Source organism: Bradyrhizobium sp. cf659, from assembly GCF_900113725.1.
In the GTDB taxonomy this organism is placed as follows: Bacteria; Pseudomonadota; Alphaproteobacteria; order Rhizobiales; family Xanthobacteraceae; genus Bradyrhizobium.
The window spans coordinates 331,298-348,512 of record NZ_FOQJ01000004.1; the positions used below are offsets into that span (position 1 = coordinate 331,298).

13 protein-coding genes are annotated in these 17,215 nt (G+C 65.1%); 3 read left to right on the plus strand and 10 right to left on the minus strand.

Going from position 1 to position 17,215, the window contains the following annotated elements:
- Positions 1 to 307: 307 nt before the first annotated feature.
- Together BM118_RS20580 and BM118_RS20585 are read left to right on the plus strand one after the other, a co-directional pair.
- Positions 308 to 1,519: an OpgC domain-containing protein gene (locus BM118_RS20580; RefSeq protein ID WP_092187306.1), complete on the plus strand. Its 1,212-nt coding sequence runs from the start codon at positions 308 to 310 to the stop codon at positions 1,517 to 1,519.
- Positions 1,520 to 1,572: 53 nt separating this feature from the next.
- On the plus strand, positions 1,573 to 2,061 hold the full coding sequence (locus tag BM118_RS20585) for a DUF2059 domain-containing protein (RefSeq protein WP_092187307.1): 489 nt from the start codon (positions 1,573 to 1,575) through the stop codon (positions 2,059 to 2,061).
- Between the two features lie 27 nt (positions 2,062 to 2,088).
- On the opposite strand, the gene BM118_RS20590 is transcribed toward BM118_RS20585, so the two are convergent.
- The 10 genes from BM118_RS20590 to BM118_RS20635 all read right to left on the minus strand — a co-directional run bounded on the left by BM118_RS20590 (position 2,089) and on the right by BM118_RS20635 (position 16,266).
- Positions 2,089 to 3,201 (minus strand): ABC transporter permease, encoded by a 1,113-nt coding sequence (locus BM118_RS20590; protein ID WP_092187308.1) that lies wholly within the window; start codon positions 3,199 to 3,201, stop codon positions 2,089 to 2,091.
- A gap of 2 nt (positions 3,202 to 3,203) precedes the next feature.
- A complete protein-coding gene (gene rbbA, locus BM118_RS20595; protein ID WP_177234500.1) occupies positions 3,204 to 5,975 on the minus strand; it encodes a ribosome-associated ATPase/putative transporter RbbA in 2,772 nt (923 codons plus the stop codon).
- The gene (locus BM118_RS20600; protein ID WP_177234501.1) at positions 5,972 to 7,039 is read right to left on the minus strand and encodes an HlyD family secretion protein; all 1,068 of its coding nucleotides are present in this window, start codon (positions 7,037 to 7,039) and stop codon (positions 5,972 to 5,974) included. The genes rbbA and BM118_RS20600 overlap by 4 nt, the downstream gene beginning before the upstream one ends.
- Before the next feature lie 208 nt (positions 7,040 to 7,247).
- Entirely contained in the window at positions 7,248 to 8,744 is a 1,497-nt protein-coding gene (locus BM118_RS20605) for a sugar ABC transporter ATP-binding protein (RefSeq protein ID WP_092187311.1), read from the minus strand.
- Positions 8,741 to 9,838 carry a hypothetical protein gene (locus BM118_RS20610; RefSeq protein ID WP_177234502.1) on the minus strand — a complete coding sequence of 366 codons (1,098 nt, stop codon included), beginning with the start codon at positions 9,836 to 9,838 and terminating at the stop codon, positions 8,741 to 8,743. Before BM118_RS20610 ends, BM118_RS20605 begins: the two co-directional genes overlap by 4 nt.
- Complete coding sequence (locus tag BM118_RS20615) at positions 9,835 to 11,958, minus strand: ABC transporter permease (RefSeq protein ID WP_092187313.1); 2,124 nt, start codon at positions 11,956 to 11,958, stop codon at positions 9,835 to 9,837. The genes BM118_RS20610 and BM118_RS20615 overlap by 4 nt, the downstream gene beginning before the upstream one ends.
- Before the next feature lie 79 nt (positions 11,959 to 12,037).
- A complete protein-coding gene (locus BM118_RS20620; RefSeq protein WP_092187314.1) occupies positions 12,038 to 13,054 on the minus strand; it encodes a sugar ABC transporter substrate-binding protein in 1,017 nt (338 codons plus the stop codon).
- A 45-nt stretch (positions 13,055 to 13,099) separates the two neighbouring features.
- Positions 13,100 to 14,071: an ABC transporter permease gene (locus BM118_RS20625; protein WP_092187315.1), complete on the minus strand. Its 972-nt coding sequence runs from the start codon at positions 14,069 to 14,071 to the stop codon at positions 13,100 to 13,102.
- Between the two features lie 20 nt (positions 14,072 to 14,091).
- The gene (locus tag BM118_RS20630; protein WP_092187316.1) at positions 14,092 to 14,844 is read right to left on the minus strand and encodes a TetR/AcrR family transcriptional regulator; all 753 of its coding nucleotides are present in this window, start codon (positions 14,842 to 14,844) and stop codon (positions 14,092 to 14,094) included.
- A gap of 216 nt (positions 14,845 to 15,060) precedes the next feature.
- Positions 15,061 to 16,266 carry an ABC transporter substrate-binding protein gene (locus BM118_RS20635; protein WP_092187317.1) on the minus strand — a complete coding sequence of 402 codons (1,206 nt, stop codon included), beginning with the start codon at positions 16,264 to 16,266 and terminating at the stop codon, positions 15,061 to 15,063.
- Positions 16,267 to 16,432: 166 nt separating this feature from the next.
- On the opposite strand from BM118_RS20635, the gene BM118_RS20640 reads away from it, so the two are divergent.
- Entirely contained in the window at positions 16,433 to 17,200 is a 768-nt protein-coding gene (locus BM118_RS20640) for a FadR/GntR family transcriptional regulator (RefSeq protein WP_092187579.1), read from the plus strand.
- Positions 17,201 to 17,215: the final 15 nt, after the last annotated feature.

Sequence of the window (17,215 nt, forward strand, 5' to 3'; positions counted from 1 at the left end):
GTACCGTCGGTGGCGATTGTCAGCCCCGATGGGTCATTTTATTTATTAGATAAAACAAAGACTTAGTCTGCTGCTTCTACTGTGCATGGGGTTGTTTTCAATGTTTTTGTGAGCCGGCCGCCGCTTCGGCGCGGCCCGGCGGCGGTCCCGCCGCCCGTGATGACGAAGTCTCTTGCGCGGACATCTGGGTCGGTTACCGTTGGCGGTCAGCTAGCCGCAGGGCCAGATGATCTTTTGATGCAGATTTTTTAGCATTCCATTTTGCCGGCGCCGCCATGGCGCGACGCCCACCGGAAGAGGCGGGGCCATGATCACACGGGACCAGTCGGCACTCCTGGCGCCGATCGAGCGCGACCTGCGGCTCGATCTCTTCCGCGGCATCGGCCTGTGGATGATCTTCCTCGACCACATCCCGCATGACGTCGTGGCCTGGCTGACGCTGCGCAATTACGGCTTCAGCGACGCCGCCGAGTTCTTCGTCTTCATCTCCGGCTACCTCGTCGGCTGGATCTATGGGCCGATCATCGCGGGCGGCTGGTTTCTGGCCGCGCTCAAGCGGCTGTGGCGGCGCGCCGTCGAGATGTACGTCGCCCACATCATGCTGTTCCTGCTGTTCACGGCGCAGATCGCGCGCACCGCGCGCCGCTTCGACAATCCGATGTACGAGCACGAGTTCAACGTGTTCAATTTCCTGTCGCATCCGGACGAGCTGATCGGCCAGGCGATCCTGCTGAAATACAAGCCGGTCAATCTCGACGTGCTGCCGCTCTACATCGCGCTGGTGTTCGTTGCACCCTTCATCGTCTGGTGCCTGGTGCGGCGGCCGAACCTGACGCTTGCGGCGTCCGTGGTGCTCTATGTGCTGTCGCGCTGGTTCAACTGGAACATCGCCTCCTATCCGCCCGGCACGACCTGGTACTTCAACCCGTTCTGCTGGCAGCTGATGTTCGTGTTCGCGGCCTGGTGCGGCATCGGCCAGATCGGGAAGATCGAGAAATGGGTGTGGTCGAGGGCGGCGATGGCGCTCGCGGCGGCCTGGCTCGTCTTCGCGCTCCTGATCGTGATGACCTGGCACGTGCCCGCGCTCGAGGCCCTGATCCCGAAATGGATGATCAAGGCGATCTACCCGATCGACAAGACCGATCTCGACATGCTGCGCTTCACCCACTTCCTGGCGCTGGCGATCTGGGTCACCCATTTCATCTCGCGCAAATGGCGGTCGCTGCACAGACCCTGGCTGCGCCCCGTCATCCTCTGCGGCCAGCATTCGCTGCCGATCTTCTGCTTGGGGGTGTTCCTGTCGTTCTCCGCGCACTGGATCCTGACGCAATACACCAAGGGCGTCTGGGAGCAGCTCGCCGTCTCCGTCGTCGGCATCGTCATCATGATCGGCGCCGCCTGGCTGCTCGATCGTGCCGAACGCGTGCCCAGCCTGTTCGTGAAGGTGACGGAGGTCGAGGATCCCGAGCCCGCAGTCGAAATCGCTCCGGCCACGGCCGCCACCCCCGCGAGCCGTTGAAAGCATCGTGGCGCCAGCCCGCCATCTCACGGAGAGATCCAACGGAGAGGTTCATGTCCAGACGTTTGTTGACGATCGCCGGCGCTCTCCTGTTCCTGGTCTGTGGCGCCTCCGCGCAGGCACCGTCGCCGGAGGCGATGAATGCGGCACGCAAGCTGGTGGTCACGTTGAAGATCGCGGATCAATACCGCGTATTGCTGCCGCAGCTCCTGCTCAAGCTCAGGCCCGTGGTCGCCCAGGACAGGCCGGAGATCGAGCGTGACTATGATGCGCTGACGGCGCCTGGCTCCGAGATCTACGCTCCGTTCGTCACCTCGATGATCGATCAGATCGCGGCTCTCTACGCCGCCAGCTTCACCGTCGATGAGCTGCGCCAGATCGAGGCGTTCTACGCCCAGCCGGCCGGACGGAAGTTTCTGGAGAAGTCGGACGCGTTGGCGCAAGCGAGCATGCAGATCGGCCAGGACGTCAGCCAGAAGGCGGCCGACGAGCTCAAGCAGCGCCTGATCGAGGCGCTGCGGCAGAAGGGGCACAAGCTCTGAGGCAGGCGGTGCGCGGCCGCGTCGTGCCTAGGCCAGAAACGCGCGAAACCGGCGCTGTGCGATCAGGAAGAAGACGACGCCGATCAACGCGAGCGCGACGAGCTGCGGCCAGACGGACTCCAGCCCCGCGCCGCGGAACAGGATCGCCTGCGCGAGCATCACGAAATGCGTGTTGGGCGCCGCCAGCATGATGTCCTGAACGAATTGCGGCATGCTCTCCCGCGGCGTCATGCTGCCCGACAGGGTTTGCAGCGGCAGCAGGATCATGATCAGCAGCAGCCCGAACTGCGGCATCGATCCGGCGACGGTGGCGAGGAAGATGCCCATGCTGGTGGTGGCGAACAGCTGTAGCGCCGCGCCGACGAGGAACAGCGCCACCGAGCCGTCGATGGTGACCGCCAGCCATCCCTTGACCACGAAGACGATCGACAAGGCGGAGGCGATCAGCACCACCGCTCCCATCGACCAGACCTTGCTCACCATGATCTCCAATGGCGTGACCGGCATCACCAGCAGGTGCTCGATCGTGCCGTGCTCGCGCTCGCGGATCAGCGCCGCGCCGGTGAGGATGATCGAGAGCATGGTGATCGAGGTGATGACATGGTCGATGGCGCCGAACCACGATTTCTTCAGTTCCGGGTTGAACCGCGCCCGCAGCGCCAGCTCGATCGGCGCGGCCTGCGCATTGCGCGTGTGCGCCAGAAATTCGGCGATCTCCGCGCTGACGATCTGCTCGACATAGCCGCCGCCGTTGAAGGCCTGCGAGATGCGCGTGGCATCGACGTTGAGCTGGATCGTCGGCGACTTCCGCGCCAGCAGGTCGCGCTGGAAGTCCGGCGGGATGTCGAGCGCGAAGGTGTCGAGGCCCGCGTCCATCCGCCGGTCCATCTCGTATTGCGAGATCAGGCGCGGCTCGGAAAAGTAGGGCGGCGTGAACGCCATCTCGATGCGGGTCGAGACCGGCGAATGGTCTTCGTCGACGATGGCGATCGCGGCGCGGTTCAACGTCTCCGGCATTGCCTTGGCGCCGCTATAGACCGCCAGCGTGAAGGAGTAGACGATGAGCACGAGCAGCATCGGGTCGCGCACGAGGCCGCGCAATTCCTTGATGCCGAGCTGAAGCACGTTGTCGATGCGCATGGTCAGCGGGCCTGTTTCTTCAGCAGCATTGCGCCGGCTGCCACCAGCACCGGGATCATGATGGCGAGCGCCAGGAGATCGTTGTGGAGGGTCTCGAAACCGAGGCCCTTGGAGAAGGTGCCGCGCGAGATCGTGACGAAATAGGTGGTGGGATAGAGCCGCCCGACCAGCGCGCCCAGTCCCTGGAGCGATGAAACCGGATCGATCAGTCCGGAATACTGGATGGCCGGGACCAGCGTGATCAGGACCGTGCCGAACAGCGCCGCGATCTGGCTGTTCATGAAGGCCGAGATCACCAGCCCCATGCCGGTCGTGGTGGTGACATAGAGCAAGGCGGCGAGCGCATAGGTCGGAAAACTGCCGGTGAAGGGCACGCCGAAGACGGCGAGCGCGAAGCCGACGAGGAGCAGGAAGTTGCCGAAGGCCAGCACGACATAGGGCAGCTGCGTGCCGAGCAGGAATTCCAGCCGCGTCACCGGTGTCACGTAGAAATTGACGATCGAGCCGAGCTCCTTCTCGCGCACCACCGCGAGCGCGGCGAGCACCGCCGGAATCATGATCAGGAGCAGCGGGATGATTCCGGGCGCCATGGCGACGACGCTCCTGACGTCGGGATTGTAGCGGTAGCGCAGCTGAAGCTGGTAGGAGCCGGCGATCGCCGCCTCGCCGTAGAGCTCGCGGCCCTTCTGGGCGAGCCACGTGGCGTGGATCGCCTGCGCATAGGAGCGCAGCGTCTCCGCACGCGTCGGATTGGCGCCGTCAACCCAGGCGCCGATCTCGACATGGCGGCCGCGGCTGACGTCGCGGCCGAAGCCCGGCGGCAGCTCGATGGCGAGGCCGATCTCGCCGGCGCGCATGCGGCGGTCGAGATCGGCGTAATCGGTGATCGGTGATTTCTCGGTGAAATAGCGCGACCCTGCGATCTGGAGACTGTAGTCGCGGCTGATCGCGCTGTCGTCGCGATCGAGCACGGCAAAGGTCAGGTTCTCGACGTCCATGCTGATGCCGTAGCCGAGCACGAACAGCAGCAGCACGCTGCCGAGGATCGCGAGCGTGGCACGGATCGGATCGCGGCGCAGCTCGAGCGCCTCGCGCCGGGAATAGGCCAGCATGCGGGTCGGATTGAACGTCGCGCTGCGCTTGCGCGGCGGCGCGGCGGTCGCGGCCGGCGCGGGCGATGCGGCCGCAGGCGGGCCGGCCGCATCCGCCGTATCGGCGATCGCCTCTTCGAGGCAGGCGATGAAGGCCTGCTCCAGCGTGGCGGTGCCGCGTGCGGCCACGATCGCGGCAGGCGTGTCCGACGTCAGCACCTTGCCCGCATGCATCAGCGAGATCCGGTCGCAGCGCTCGGCCTCGTTCATGAAATGGGTCGAGACGAAGATGGTGACGTTGTCCTTGCGCGAGAGCTCGGCGAGAATCTGCCAGAAGCGGTCGCGAGCGACGGGATCGACCCCGGAGGTCGGCTCGTCGAGAATGAGGATGTCCGGCGCATGGATCATGGCGACCGCCAGCGACAGGCGCTGCCGCAGGCCGAGCGGCAACCCATCGGGCAGAGCGTCGGCCACCTCGGCAAGATCGAACCGGGTGATCATCTCGCGGATGCGCGCGGCGATGGTCTCCGCCGGCAGCTCGAACAGCCGCGCATGCAGATCGAGATTCTGGGTGACCGTCAGCTCCGAATAGAGCGAGAAGCCCTGCGACATGTAGCCGATGCGGCGGCGCACGGACATGTCGCCGGCATCGATCGGATTGCCGAACAGTCGTGCATTGCCTTCGCTCACGGGCAACAGGCCGGTGAGCATCTTCATGGTCGTGGTCTTGCCGCACCCGTTCGAGCCGAGGAAGCCGAAGATCTCGCCCTTCCTGATGCGGAAGCTCACATCGTCAACGGCGACGAAGTCGTTGAACCGCCGGGTCAGGTGGTCCGCCTCGATCGCGATCTCGTCATGGTCCGCGCTGCGCGGCGGAATGACGACGCCGGTGTAATTGCCGCGATCTGCCTCCGGCAAGAGACGGATGAACGCGTCGTCGAGCGTGTCGGCACCGGTCTGACGCTTGAGCGCGGCGGGCGTTCCCGTCGCCAGCACGCGGCCGGCGTTCATCGCGATCAGGAAGTCGAATTGCGCGGCCTCCTCCATATAGGCGGTCGAGACGATCACGCTCATGCCGGGCCGGCTGTTGCGGATCGAGGCGATCAGCTCCCAGAACTGGCGCCGCGACAAGGGATCGACGCCCGTCGTCGGCTCGTCGAGGATCAGCAGCTCGGGATCGTGGATCAGGGCGCAGCACAGGCCCACCTTCTGCTTCATGCCGCCGGAGAGCTTTGCGGCCGGGCGGTCGGCGAAAGGGGTGAGTCCGGTGTCGCGCAGAAGGCTTGCGATCCGTCTGCTCCGCTCCGCCTTGTCGTGCCCGAACAGGCTGCCGAAGAAGTCGATGTTCTCGAACACCGACAGCGTCGGATACAGATTCTTGCCGAGCCCCTGCGGCATATAGGCGATATCAGGACAGACCGTGCGGCGATGGCGCGAACTCGCCATGTCGCCGCCGAGCACGTGGATGCGTCCCTCTTGGATCTCGCGCGCGCCGGCGACCAGCGCGAGCAGGCTGGATTTGCCGACGCCATCGGGTCCGATCAATCCGATCATGCCGCCGGATGGCAGGTCGAGCGTGATGCCATCCAGTGCGCGGGTCTTGCCGTAGCTCAGGCCCACGCCTTCGAGATGCACCACGCTGCCGGGCCCGGCCGTTGCGTCGGCTGCGGCAGTCGCGCTCATCGGGTCAGCTTGATCTTGAGATTGTCGGGCCATTGCGCGGCCGGATCGAGCTGTACATAGGCCATGCCGGGCAGGCCGGTCTTCACATGCTCGATGTGCTGGCGCAGCAGCTCGGGCGCGATATGCGCCTTGATGCGGAACATCAGCTTCTGGCGTTCCTCCTCAGTCTCGACGGTCTTGGGCGTGAATTGCGCGACGTCGGCGACGAAGGTGGCCTTGGCGGGGATCACGTATTGCGGGATGGCGTCGAGCACGAGGCGGACCTCGGCGCCGATCGCGACGCGGCCGGCATCCGCTGTCGGCAGGAAGAACGTCATGTAGACGTCGCCGAGATCGACCATGTTGAGGACGCGGCCGCCGGCCGCGAGCACCTCGCCCGGCTGCGAGACGCGATACTGCACGCGGCCTTCGCGCGGCGCCTTCAGCACGCTGTCGTCGAGGTCGGCGTTGATGCTTTCGATCGCGGCCTTGGCGGCGTCAACCGAGGCGCCGGCATCGATCACCATGGCGCGGGCGGAGCTGATCGCGGCCTCGGAGGCTGCGACCTGGGCCTGGGCAGCGGCAAGTGCCGCCTTGGCGGTTGCGTTGGCGGAGCGGTCGTCGTCCAGCACCTGTTGCGACACCGTATTCGTCCTGATCAATTGCTCGGAGCGATCGAGCTTGCGGCTGGTGGTGTCGAGCTGCGCGATGCGCTGGTCGACCACGGCCTCCGCAGCCTTGCGCTCGGCCTCGCGCTGGTTCACCAGGCTCTTCGCGGTCTCGACATTGATGGACGCGCGCTGGAGCTGCGCTTCGGCCTGGCGGCGCTGCGCCTGCAATTGCTCGGTGTCCATCCGCGCCAGAACCTGGCCGGCGTTCACGAAATCACCTTCATTGACCAGGATCTCGCGAATCCGGCCCGGCGTCTTGGTGGCGATGTCGATCTCGACCGCTTCAATGCGGCCGTTGCCGCGGGCGAAGCCTGCCGGCAGCGTGTTGGAATCGCGGTGCTGCCAGTAGTAATAGCCGCCGCCCGCGAGGAGGATGGCGATCGCGGCGACGACGCGACCCGGAGTGAAGTTCATCTGTTCACAACGCCGCGCCGCGGCGCCCACATGTTGAGACACGAACGCCCGGCCGCTACGGATGCCTCCGAGGTGGAAGCCGCGCAGCCGAGGCTGGCCCAACATTGCCGCGATTTTTGCAGCGCAGCTTGATGCAGATCAGATTGCGCGACCGTTGCCTCTGCCCAAGGTTCAGGCAGTCGACTGGCCTGATGCGCTCCGGCGGCGCCTAGTGGATGGCCGCGTACATGATCCTTTCCTCAGTCGCGTCCAGCGCGGAGAATTCCTCCACGACCTTGCCCTGGCGTGAGACCAGGATTCGGTCGGAGAGAGCCATGATCTCGGGTAAATAGGACGAGATGACCACGACGGCCTTGCCCTCGTCGGCGAGCTGGTTGATCAGCTCGTGGATCTCGACGATGGCGCCGACGTCGACGCCGCGGGTCGGCTCGTCGAAGATGATCAGATCGGGCTCCTGCACCAGCGATTTGGCGATCACGACCTTCTGCTGATTGCCGCCGGACAGCTCGACCACCCTGCCGTGGTCGCCGATGGCGCGAACCCTGAGCTTCTCGATCCAGGTCTTGCCGATGCTGTCGGTCTCCCGCCGCGACAGCATCATGCGGCCCTTGGGAAACTTTGACAGAAGTCCGAGATAGATGTTGCGCGCGATCGAAGATGTCTCGAAGAAACCCTCGACCTTGCGATCCTCGGTGACATAGGCGATGCCGGCCTTGACCGCCGGCGCCGGCACCCGGTAGCGCACCGGCTTGTCGTGCAGCAGGATCTCGCCGCCGTGGAAGAAGTCGCGCTTCAGCACGCCGGAGACGATCTTGAACGTCTCGGTGCGGCCGGCCCCGACGAGGCCGAACACGCCGGTGATCTGCCCTGCGAACACCGACAGCGAATTGTTCTTCACCATCGGCGCCATTTTCAGGTTCTGCACCGTGAGCACGCGCGCGCCGGCCGGCCGCACGCTGCGCTTGCGCGCGCCGTAGAGCGTGTTCGACAGGTCGCGGCCGACCATGGCCTGTACGATCGCGGCACGGTCGAACTTGGCGGCGTCGTCGGTCACGACATGCTTGCCGTCGCGCAGGACCGTGATGCGGTCGGCGAGCAGCAAGGCCTCTTCCAGGGCATGCGAGATGAAGACGATCGAGACTCCGCGTTTTTTGAGGTCGCGGACGAGGTCGAAGAAGTATTTCTTCTCCTCCGGCGTCAGCGACGCGGTCGGCTCGTCGAAGATGATGACCTTGGCGCGATGCAGGACCGCGCGGGCGATCTCCACCATCTGCTTCTTGGCAGCTCCAAGGCCGCTCACGGTGGCGGTCGGCGTGACGTCGAAATTGAGCGATTGCAGGAACTGCTGCGCAGCGATGTAGATGCCGCGCAGGCGGTTGTAGAACTTCTCCTGCCCGAGAAACAGGTTCTGCGCCACCGTCATGGTCGGCACCAGGCTGTTCTCCTGGAACACCATGGCGATGCCGAGATTGCGCGCCTCCAGCGGCGTCCTCGGTGCGACGTCCGCGCCGTCGATCGTCATGGCGCCCGAGGTCAGCGTCACCACGCCGGCCATGACTTTGGTGAGCGTCGATTTGCCGGCGCCGTTCTCGCCGACCAGGGCGTGGATCTCGCCGCGGCGCAGGTCGAAGTCGACCCCGTCGATGGCAGGCACGCCGGCGTAGAGTTTTGTCGCCTTGCGCAGCGAGAGCATGACGTCGCTCATTGGCAAAACTCCTCGGCAAGGCCGGCCAGCGGCAGTCGCAGGACGCGGCCTGGCCCCTTGGCGATCAGGACGAGGTCGTCGCCCATCTCGATGGCGGCAACGATGCCGTGATTGACGCCGTCAACCCGGCTGTGCAGCGAATAGAGCGGCTGGCCATCGGCGTTGAGGCGGATGACGAGCCCGTAGGACCGCGGCGGCGCCCACGGCTTGATGACGCCCATGGTCTTGATGTGCGCACCCTGCATCGGCTCCTTGAACGAGATGCCGGAGCGCAGGCGTGGCGCGACCCAGTAGGCCGGATCGATCTCGGCCATCATGCGGCGCCGGTAGGCCGGCTCGCGCAACACGAACTCGATGAGCTGGGTGCGCGCGGTGAAGGCGGTGAGCCAGTAGCCGCCACCTGAGGCTTTCGTCAGTCGCGACGGATAGACGGGCAGGTGGGCGAGCACGATCCGCGGCGATGCGCCGGGCGTCACCAGAACGAGGCGGTGGCGCCAGCTCTCGCTGATCAGCACGCCGTTGCCGTGCGCACAGGCGCCGAAGGCATGACCGAGCCCCTGGGCCAGCGGCGTCACGGATTTGCTGCCGGGATCCAGCCTGAACACGCGGCCGCTCCGGTTGAGCTCCATCAGGTCGCGCGCCCAGTCGTCGACGCCGCATGTCGCCGAGCCGTCCGTCGCAATCAACGTGTTGTCGCCCGCCGGCGCGAGCGCGTTGACGGCATTGAAGGCGGCGTCGGCAAACGTCGCGCCTGGCTGTTCGGCCGCAGGGCTTGCGTAAAGACGCACCTCGCGTCCCCCGAGCGCCACGGCAAGGCCGCCACCGGGAAGGACACACAATGCCGAGATCGGTCGATCGAAGGTGCGGACTTGCGAGGCCGAGCCGCCATTCAGGCACATCAGCCGCTGACCGTCCGCGATGAAGAGGTTGCGGCCGTCGGTGGCGAGGTCCTCCGGCGCCTCGCACGTCAGCAAGGTGTCGGCGGATTCCAGCTTCTGGTTCGGCTTCAACGCGCCGTCGAAGGACGGCACGGTGATGGTGGCGTCGCCGCGCCCGAGAAAGCGGTTGGCGAATTCCCTGACGGCCGCGATCACGACAGCTTCCCCCACCGCTTGTCATACTGCACGAAGTTCGGATCGGCGTTGTCGAGCTTGTAGCGGCCGATCCGGTTGTTGAGGATGCCGCCCAGATAGAGATAGCCGCGATGCTCGCGCATCGAGGTGATCATCGGGTGGTTCTCGCCGTGCAGATCCCAGAACGATTCGACGATCTTGCCCTGCTCGTTGAACTTGACCACGCAGCCGGTGTTGATGTTCGGGAACAGCCATTCGTCGACCGGCACGCGCTTGGCCATGCGGCGCCGGAAGCCGGGCATCTTCCAGGCGAGGTCGAGCGAGGGACTGCGCATGCCGACCAGCGCCAGCCAGTAATTGCCGTCGGAGGCGAGGTTGATGTTATCGGGGTAGCCGGGGAGGTTGTCCATCACCACCTCGACCGCGCCCTTCTTCGGTCCTGCGAACCAATAGCGCTTGATCGAGCAGCCGAAGGTCTCGGCGAACAGGATCGACTGGCCGTCGCTGGCCACGCAGATGCCGTTGGGGAATTTGAGGCCGCGCAGCTCGGTGCGCGTCGCGCCCGTCTTGATGTCGTAGGAGATGATGCGGCCGTTGCCGCGTGCCTCGAGGCCGTCGATCGGCCATTCGTCCATCTCGTAGCGCACGGTCGCCTCCGAGAAGAAGATGAGGCCGTCGTCGGTGATGTCGAGGTCGTCGGCGAGCCGCAGGCGGCTGTCGTCGTTGACCGAACGCATGCTGCGGTTCGTCTCGTCGGTCGCCTTTTCCACGGTGCCATCAGGCTTGATGCGATAGAGCCCCATGCCGCCGATGCACACATAGAGATTGTCTTGCCGATCGAAGGCCATGCCGAGCGGTTGGCCGCCGATATGGGCAAACACTTCCATCTTCTGATAGTCGGGGGCGAGGAAGCGGATGATGTCGCCGTGGCGCGAGCCCGCATAGAGGTTGTCGTGGCGATCGAGAATGACGTCCTCCGGCGCCTCGATGCGACCGAGGCCGATCGACTCGACGTTACGCAGCTTGTCGTTCTGCTCGAACGGGCCGCCTTGCCCGATCTCGGTCGGGGGAGGCGGCGGCAGCGCGTGATAGGTGGGCGCGACATAGACCTTGCTGATGATGCGGGTGCGGTTCTTCTGCCAGCGGATGTCGACCATTGCGGCGACGAGCAGGATGCCGGCGAGCGCCATCCGGTTGACGCCGCCGCGCGCGTTCATGGTCGTCAGGCCATTGGTGATCAGGAGCACGATCAGGACCCCGACCGCGGATTTGGCGACCGAGCCCTTGCCGCCGCCGAGCGTGATGCCGCCCAGCACGGTCGCGGTCAGCACGATCACCTCGAGGCCGACGCCGATGTCGCCGCCGACGGTGCCGAGCCGGGACGCGAAGAACAGCGCGCCGATGCTGGTCAGCACGCCGCTTGCGACGTAGCAGAGCGCGATCGTGCGACGGACGGGAATGCCGGAATTGTACGCCGAGCGGCGCGAGCCGCCGATCGCGGTGATGTGCCAGCCCGGCCGCAGCCGCGTCATGAAGATATGGCCGAAGATGGCGATGACGACATAGACCAGCGCCACGGTCGGGATGCCGAAGATGCTGCCGCCGCCGATGAAATCCCAGGACGGGATGTCGGGGAAGGCGGACGCGATGGCGTTGGAGTAACGTTGGATCAGAAGGTCGTAGGCCGAGCGGTAGATGATCAGGGTGATCAGCGTGGTGATGAAGGCGCGCAGCCGCAGATATCCGATCAGGACGCCGTTGACGGCGCCGAGCAGTGCACCGCAGAGCAGCGTTGCGGCCACCACCGCCGGGACCGGCCAGCCCAGCACGTCGAGCAGATAGAGCGCGCAGAAATCCGTCAGGGCGAAGATCGAGCCGACGGACAGATCGATGCCGCCGACGATGACGACCAGCGCCAGCCCGAGCGCGATGAAGCCGATCTCTCCGGCCTGGCGCGCGGTGTCGGCGAGGCTCGCCGGCGACAGGAAGTTATCGATGGACCGACTGAGCGCGAGGCCGACGATCAGGAGCAGGATGACCGGGATGGCCGTCTCGGTCCATCGCTTGGACAGGATTTCGCCGAGCAGATGATCGGGCCAGTAGCGGTAACGCAGGCTTGTCAGGGTGTCGCGCATCGGCATTCCAGCTCGGCATGGAAGATGTTGGGAGCGAGGTCCCTTGGGCTGCACAGCCCAAGAGACCTCGAGCGTCAGCGTCGAACTATTTCTTGAGGTCGCCGAGATTCCAGCAGGCCGTCTGGCTGTCGGCATTCTCCTTGGTGATCGGAATCAGCGTGGTGTATTCCGAGCCCTTGACGGAGCCGGGCTTGATGCCCGACGACAGCAGCCACTTGATGGTGCCTGCCATCTGTGCCGCCTGGGTCGGCACGTCGTAGCTCATGTTGAGATCGAACGCGCCCGTCTTCACCAGCTCGCACGCGCCCTTGCGTTCGCCGCCGCCCGAGGTGGCCAGGAATACCTTGCCGGTGAGACCGGCTTCCTTCACGGCCGCCGCCGTGCCGATATCCATGCCGTCCCAGAAGCCGACGATGCCGCAGAGATCGGGATTCTGCTTCAGCACCGTTTGCGTGATCGCCTTGGCCTTGGCGGCGTCCCAATCGGCGGCCTGGCTCGACACCACCTTGATCTCGGGATGCTTGGCGAGCACGTTCTCGACGCCTTTGAGCGTATAGGCGCTGGCGGCCGCCGACAGCGCGCCCTGGATGATCGCGATCTTGTTCGACTTGCCCTCGCAGGCCTTGACCACGCCTTCGGTCTGGCGTTCACCGATCTCGACCCAGTTGGCACCGACGAAGGCGGAGCTCCGATAGGCAGAGCCCATGTTGATCTGGATGACGTAGATGCCTTCGTTCTCGGCGCGCTGGAGCAATTTGGCATAGGTCTGCACGTCCGGATTGTGCACCACCATCACCGCCGGCTTCTCCGTGATGAGGGAGGTGACCGCCTGCGCGCCGGCATTGGTGTTCCAGTTGGCATCGCGGATCACGAACTTGACGCCGTACGGCTCGAGCTCCTTCTTCAGGCCGGCATACCAGCCCTCGGTGAGGTCGAAGTTCATCGCGACCGGAACATAGGCCACGGTCTTGCCGGCCAAGGCTTCCTTGAACGGCTTCTGGAACGGCTCGTCGAGGCCCTGCTGGGCCAAAGCCGGTGCGGTCATGGCCGCAAGGCCCAGTGCGGCAACGATGGCCTTTGTCGGGCTGCCGAGATGCTTCATTGCTTCCTCCTTGGTTGTGGTTGTCGTCGTTATTTGTTGGGTCGGTCAGATATCGCCCTGTTGCGCCGTCTCCTCGTTGCGCGGATTCAGGAAGGAATCGGTGATGACGGCGAGGAGAAGCACCACGCCCTTGATGAGATTCTGTCCGGCGTAGGAGATGTCCATGATGGTCATGCCATTGAGCATCGTGCCGATCAGGAGCGTGCCGATCACGATGTTCAGGACGCCGCCGCGACCGCCCGACAGCCCGATGCCGCCGAGCACGACGACCAGAATGACGTCGTAGATGAGCGTGGAGTTGAAGATGCGGGTCGGCATCGAGTTGACGGATGCGGCCATCACGAGGCCGGCGAAGCAGCCGATCAGGGCGGCGATCACATATTGCAGGACGATGATCGGGCGGGAGGGAATGCCGGTGACGCGCGCGGCGAAAGGGTTGTCGCCGATCGCGTAGATATAGGCGCCCCAGCGCGTCTGGCGCAGCAGGAAGGCCACCACGATGCAGGCGATCGCGAACATGATGATCGACGTCGGGATGCCGAGGATCGTGCCCTGTCCGAGCCGCTCGAAGCCGTCCATGCCGGAGCTCCACTGTACGACGTCGAGCTGGAACAATACGGCCTGCCCGAGACCGGCGAGGAGCAAGCCGGTCGCAAGCGTCGCGAACAACGAAGGAACCTCGGCGTAGGCGATCAGCCAGCCGTTGACGAGACCGAAGGCAACCGTCAGCAGCACGGCGGTCAAAAGCGAGGCCGGCAGCGAGTGGCCGTTCTGCACCATCTGCAAGACCAGCCCCGGCGGTACCGCAAGCGCCGCGATCAGCGAGATGTCGATGCCGCGTCCGATCACGACGATCGCCATGGCAAGGCCGAGGATGCCGAGCACGGAGACGTTCTGGAGCAGCGTCAGCATGTTCTCCGGCGAGAGAAAGCCGCGCAGGAAGATCGAGAACACGAGGAACAGCAGCGCGAAGACGGCGAAGACGATCTCTTGCTGATTGAACCGGAAACGCTTCATCGCCTGGTCCTTCCTGCGGACTATGGGTGCGCCAGCTGCTTTGGCCTCAGGCCTGCCCTGCCGGACGTTCGCCCGTTGGCGCGGCCGCCGCTCGACAAGGCGGCGCCCACGAAGCTGCCGACACCATCGATGTATCCGTCGATCGACGTGCCGCGTTTGCGGTACTTGGCGCGCTTGACGTACCAGTCCTGGAGCAGCGGCTTGATCAACGACGCCGTGAGCCCGACATGGTCGATCGTGAAGGCGCCGCTGGCGACGCCCTGCCTGAGGACGTCGGCGATGATCTTTTCGGTCATGGCTTCCATGTCGATCGCGCGCTGACGTTCCGCCGGCGGAAAGGACTTCGCCTCCATGAAGGCGAAGACGAACCAGGGCTGCATCGCCTCGCTCATGCGGATGTGGGTTGCGATGATCCAGTCGAGGTGCTTGTGGGCGTCATTCCTGACGTCGTCGGGAGGCGCCGTCAGCACCTCGGTCGCCGTTGCCGCGACCTCGCCGAGGATCATCGACAGGAGCCTGGGCTTGCTGTCGATATACGTATAGAGGCCGCCCATGCTGAGGCCGGAGGCTTCCGCGAGCTGGCGCAGCGTCGTGGCGTGAAAGCCCTGCTTGTTGGAGAGCGTGAGGGTTGCACCGATGATGCGCGCGAGATTTGCGACGGCGAGACGTGGCTTCTGGACGCGGATGGAGTCGCGGTGACGCTCCAGAATGCGCGTGCACAGCGCTTCCGTCGAGAACGCGTTCGTCCAAGGTCGTCGGCGCGCGAGCTTCACGCTGCCTCCCCAAATTTCTTCCCGGATCTTTGGCGTTGTTGTTGATCCAGGCGTGGGCTTTACACCCTTGTCGTCATTCCTAGCGCAGAGAGTGGCCGTCGGGAAAGTGGGCGGCCGAGAATTTTCTGAGAGAGCGCTCGCTCGTTTTTTTGCGTGCAATGCAATGTCGTGGACCCGCCCCGCAACGGAAGGCAGGTCCACGACGAGCGCAAGGCGTTACTTCAGCAGCGGGCAGCCGCCATCCTTCAGGGGCCGGAAGGCCTGGTCGGCCGGGACTTCGGCGAGCAGCTTGTAGTAGTCCCACGGGCCCTTGGATTCCTCGGGCTTCTTCACCTGGAACAGGTACATGCTGTGGACCATGCGGCCGTCCTCGCGCAGCGTGCCATTGTCGGTGAAGGCATCCTTCACCGGCAGCTCGCGCATCTTGGCCATCACGGTCTTGGTGTCCTTGGTGCCGGCGGCCTGCACGGCCTTGAGGTAATGCAGCGTCGCGCTGTAGGTCGCGGCCTGGTTCATCGTCGGCATGCGCTTGACGCGCTCCAGGAAACGCTTGCCGAAGGCACGGGTCTTGTCGTTGAGGTCCCAGTAATAGGCCTCCGTGATGATCAGCCCCTGCGCGAGCTTCAGCCCCAGGCTGTGCACGTCGGAGATGAACATCACGATCGCCGCCAGGTTCTGGCCGCCGGCGACGATGCCGAACTCGCCGGCCTGCTTGATCGCGTTGATGGTGTCGCCGCCGCCATTGGCAAGCCCGATGATCTTGGCCTTGGAGGCCTGGGCCTGGAGCAGGAAGGACGAGAAGTCCGCCGTGTTGAGCGGATGCTTGACGCTGCCGAGCACCTTGCCGCCGGCGGCCTTCACGACGTCGCCGGTGTCGCGCTCGACCGAATGGCCGAACACGTAGTCGGCGGTGAGGAAGAACCAGGTGTCGCCGCCGTTCTTGACGATGGCGCTGCCGACGGTGTGGGCGTTGGCATAGGTGTCGTAGGTCCAGTGCGCGGTGTAGGGCGAGCAGGACTTGCCGGTGATGTCGGAGCTCGCCGCATCCGTCACGATCATGATCTTCTCGTACTGCTTCGACAGCTCCATCACCGCGAGCGCGGTGGCCGAGGTCGGCAGGTCGATGATCATGTCGACGCCCTCGGTCTCCCACCATTTGCGGGCGATGGTGGAGGCGATGTCGGGCTTGTTGAGCACGTCGGCCGAGACCATGTCGATCGGCTTGCCGAACATCTGCCCGCCAAAATCCTCGATGGCCATCCTGGTGGCCTCGACGTTCCCCATGCCACCGATGTCGGAATAGACCGAGGAGAAGTCGGAGAGCACGCCGATCTTGAGCGGGGTCTGCTGGGCGGAAGCGGGGACGATCAGGGCAGCCGACAGCAGGCCGGCCGCAGACACGAGTGCTGCGATAGGTCTCATGGATACGTTTCCTCTTCTGCGGGGACTATCCTGTCCCTTTGTCCGACAAAGTTAGGGGCGGGTTCCGCAGGAGTCAATTTGTTGCATCTGCGGCATCTATGACGCAGTTTGACGCGTTCCTGAGACGTCCCTATAGTTTGTCGGACAATCGCCATTGGAGGCCAGATTGCCTTTAGCGCCACTGTTCCGTCCGATCGATGTCGCGCCGGCCTATCAGAAGGTCGCCGACGCCATCGAGCGCGAGATCGTCAATGGCCGCATCAAGCCGGGCGACCCCATCGGCACCGAGCACGATTTGGTGCGGCAGTTCGGCGTCAACCGCTCGACCATTCGCGAGGGCATTCGCGTGCTGGAGGAGGGCGGGCTGATCAGCCGCGATTCTTCGCGCCGCCTGCACGCCTGCCTGCCGCGCTACACCAAGCTTGCGAGCCGTCTCAGCCGCGCGCTGGTGCTGCACGAGGTGACCTTCCGCGAGCTCTACGAGGCTTCGATGACGCTGGAGGTCGCCAGCATCGAGGGCGCGGTGGAGCGGGCGACCGACGAGAACATCGCCGAGCTCACCGACAATCTCGCGCGCAGCGAGGCGGTGGTCGGCGATCCCGCGGCGCTCGCCGAATGCGATGCCGAATTCCACGTGCTGGTCGCCAAGGCCTCGCAGAACCGCGTGCTCCAACTCGCGCGCGAGCCCGCGGCGCAACTGTTCTATCCGACCACCGAGATGATCGTGACGGGCGTGGCCGAAGGCGGCCCGCGCCTCGTCGCCGCGCACCGACATCTGATCGATGCGATCCGCCGCCGCGACCGCGAGGCCGGCGTGCTCTGGACCCGCCGGCACTTGCAGGACTGGCGGCGCGGCTTCGAGAAGATCGCCTCGCTCGATCGGTCGGTCGAGCACATGTACATGGAGCACGCGCAGGCGGCCCGGCGCAGATAGCGCCGCGAAGATTCA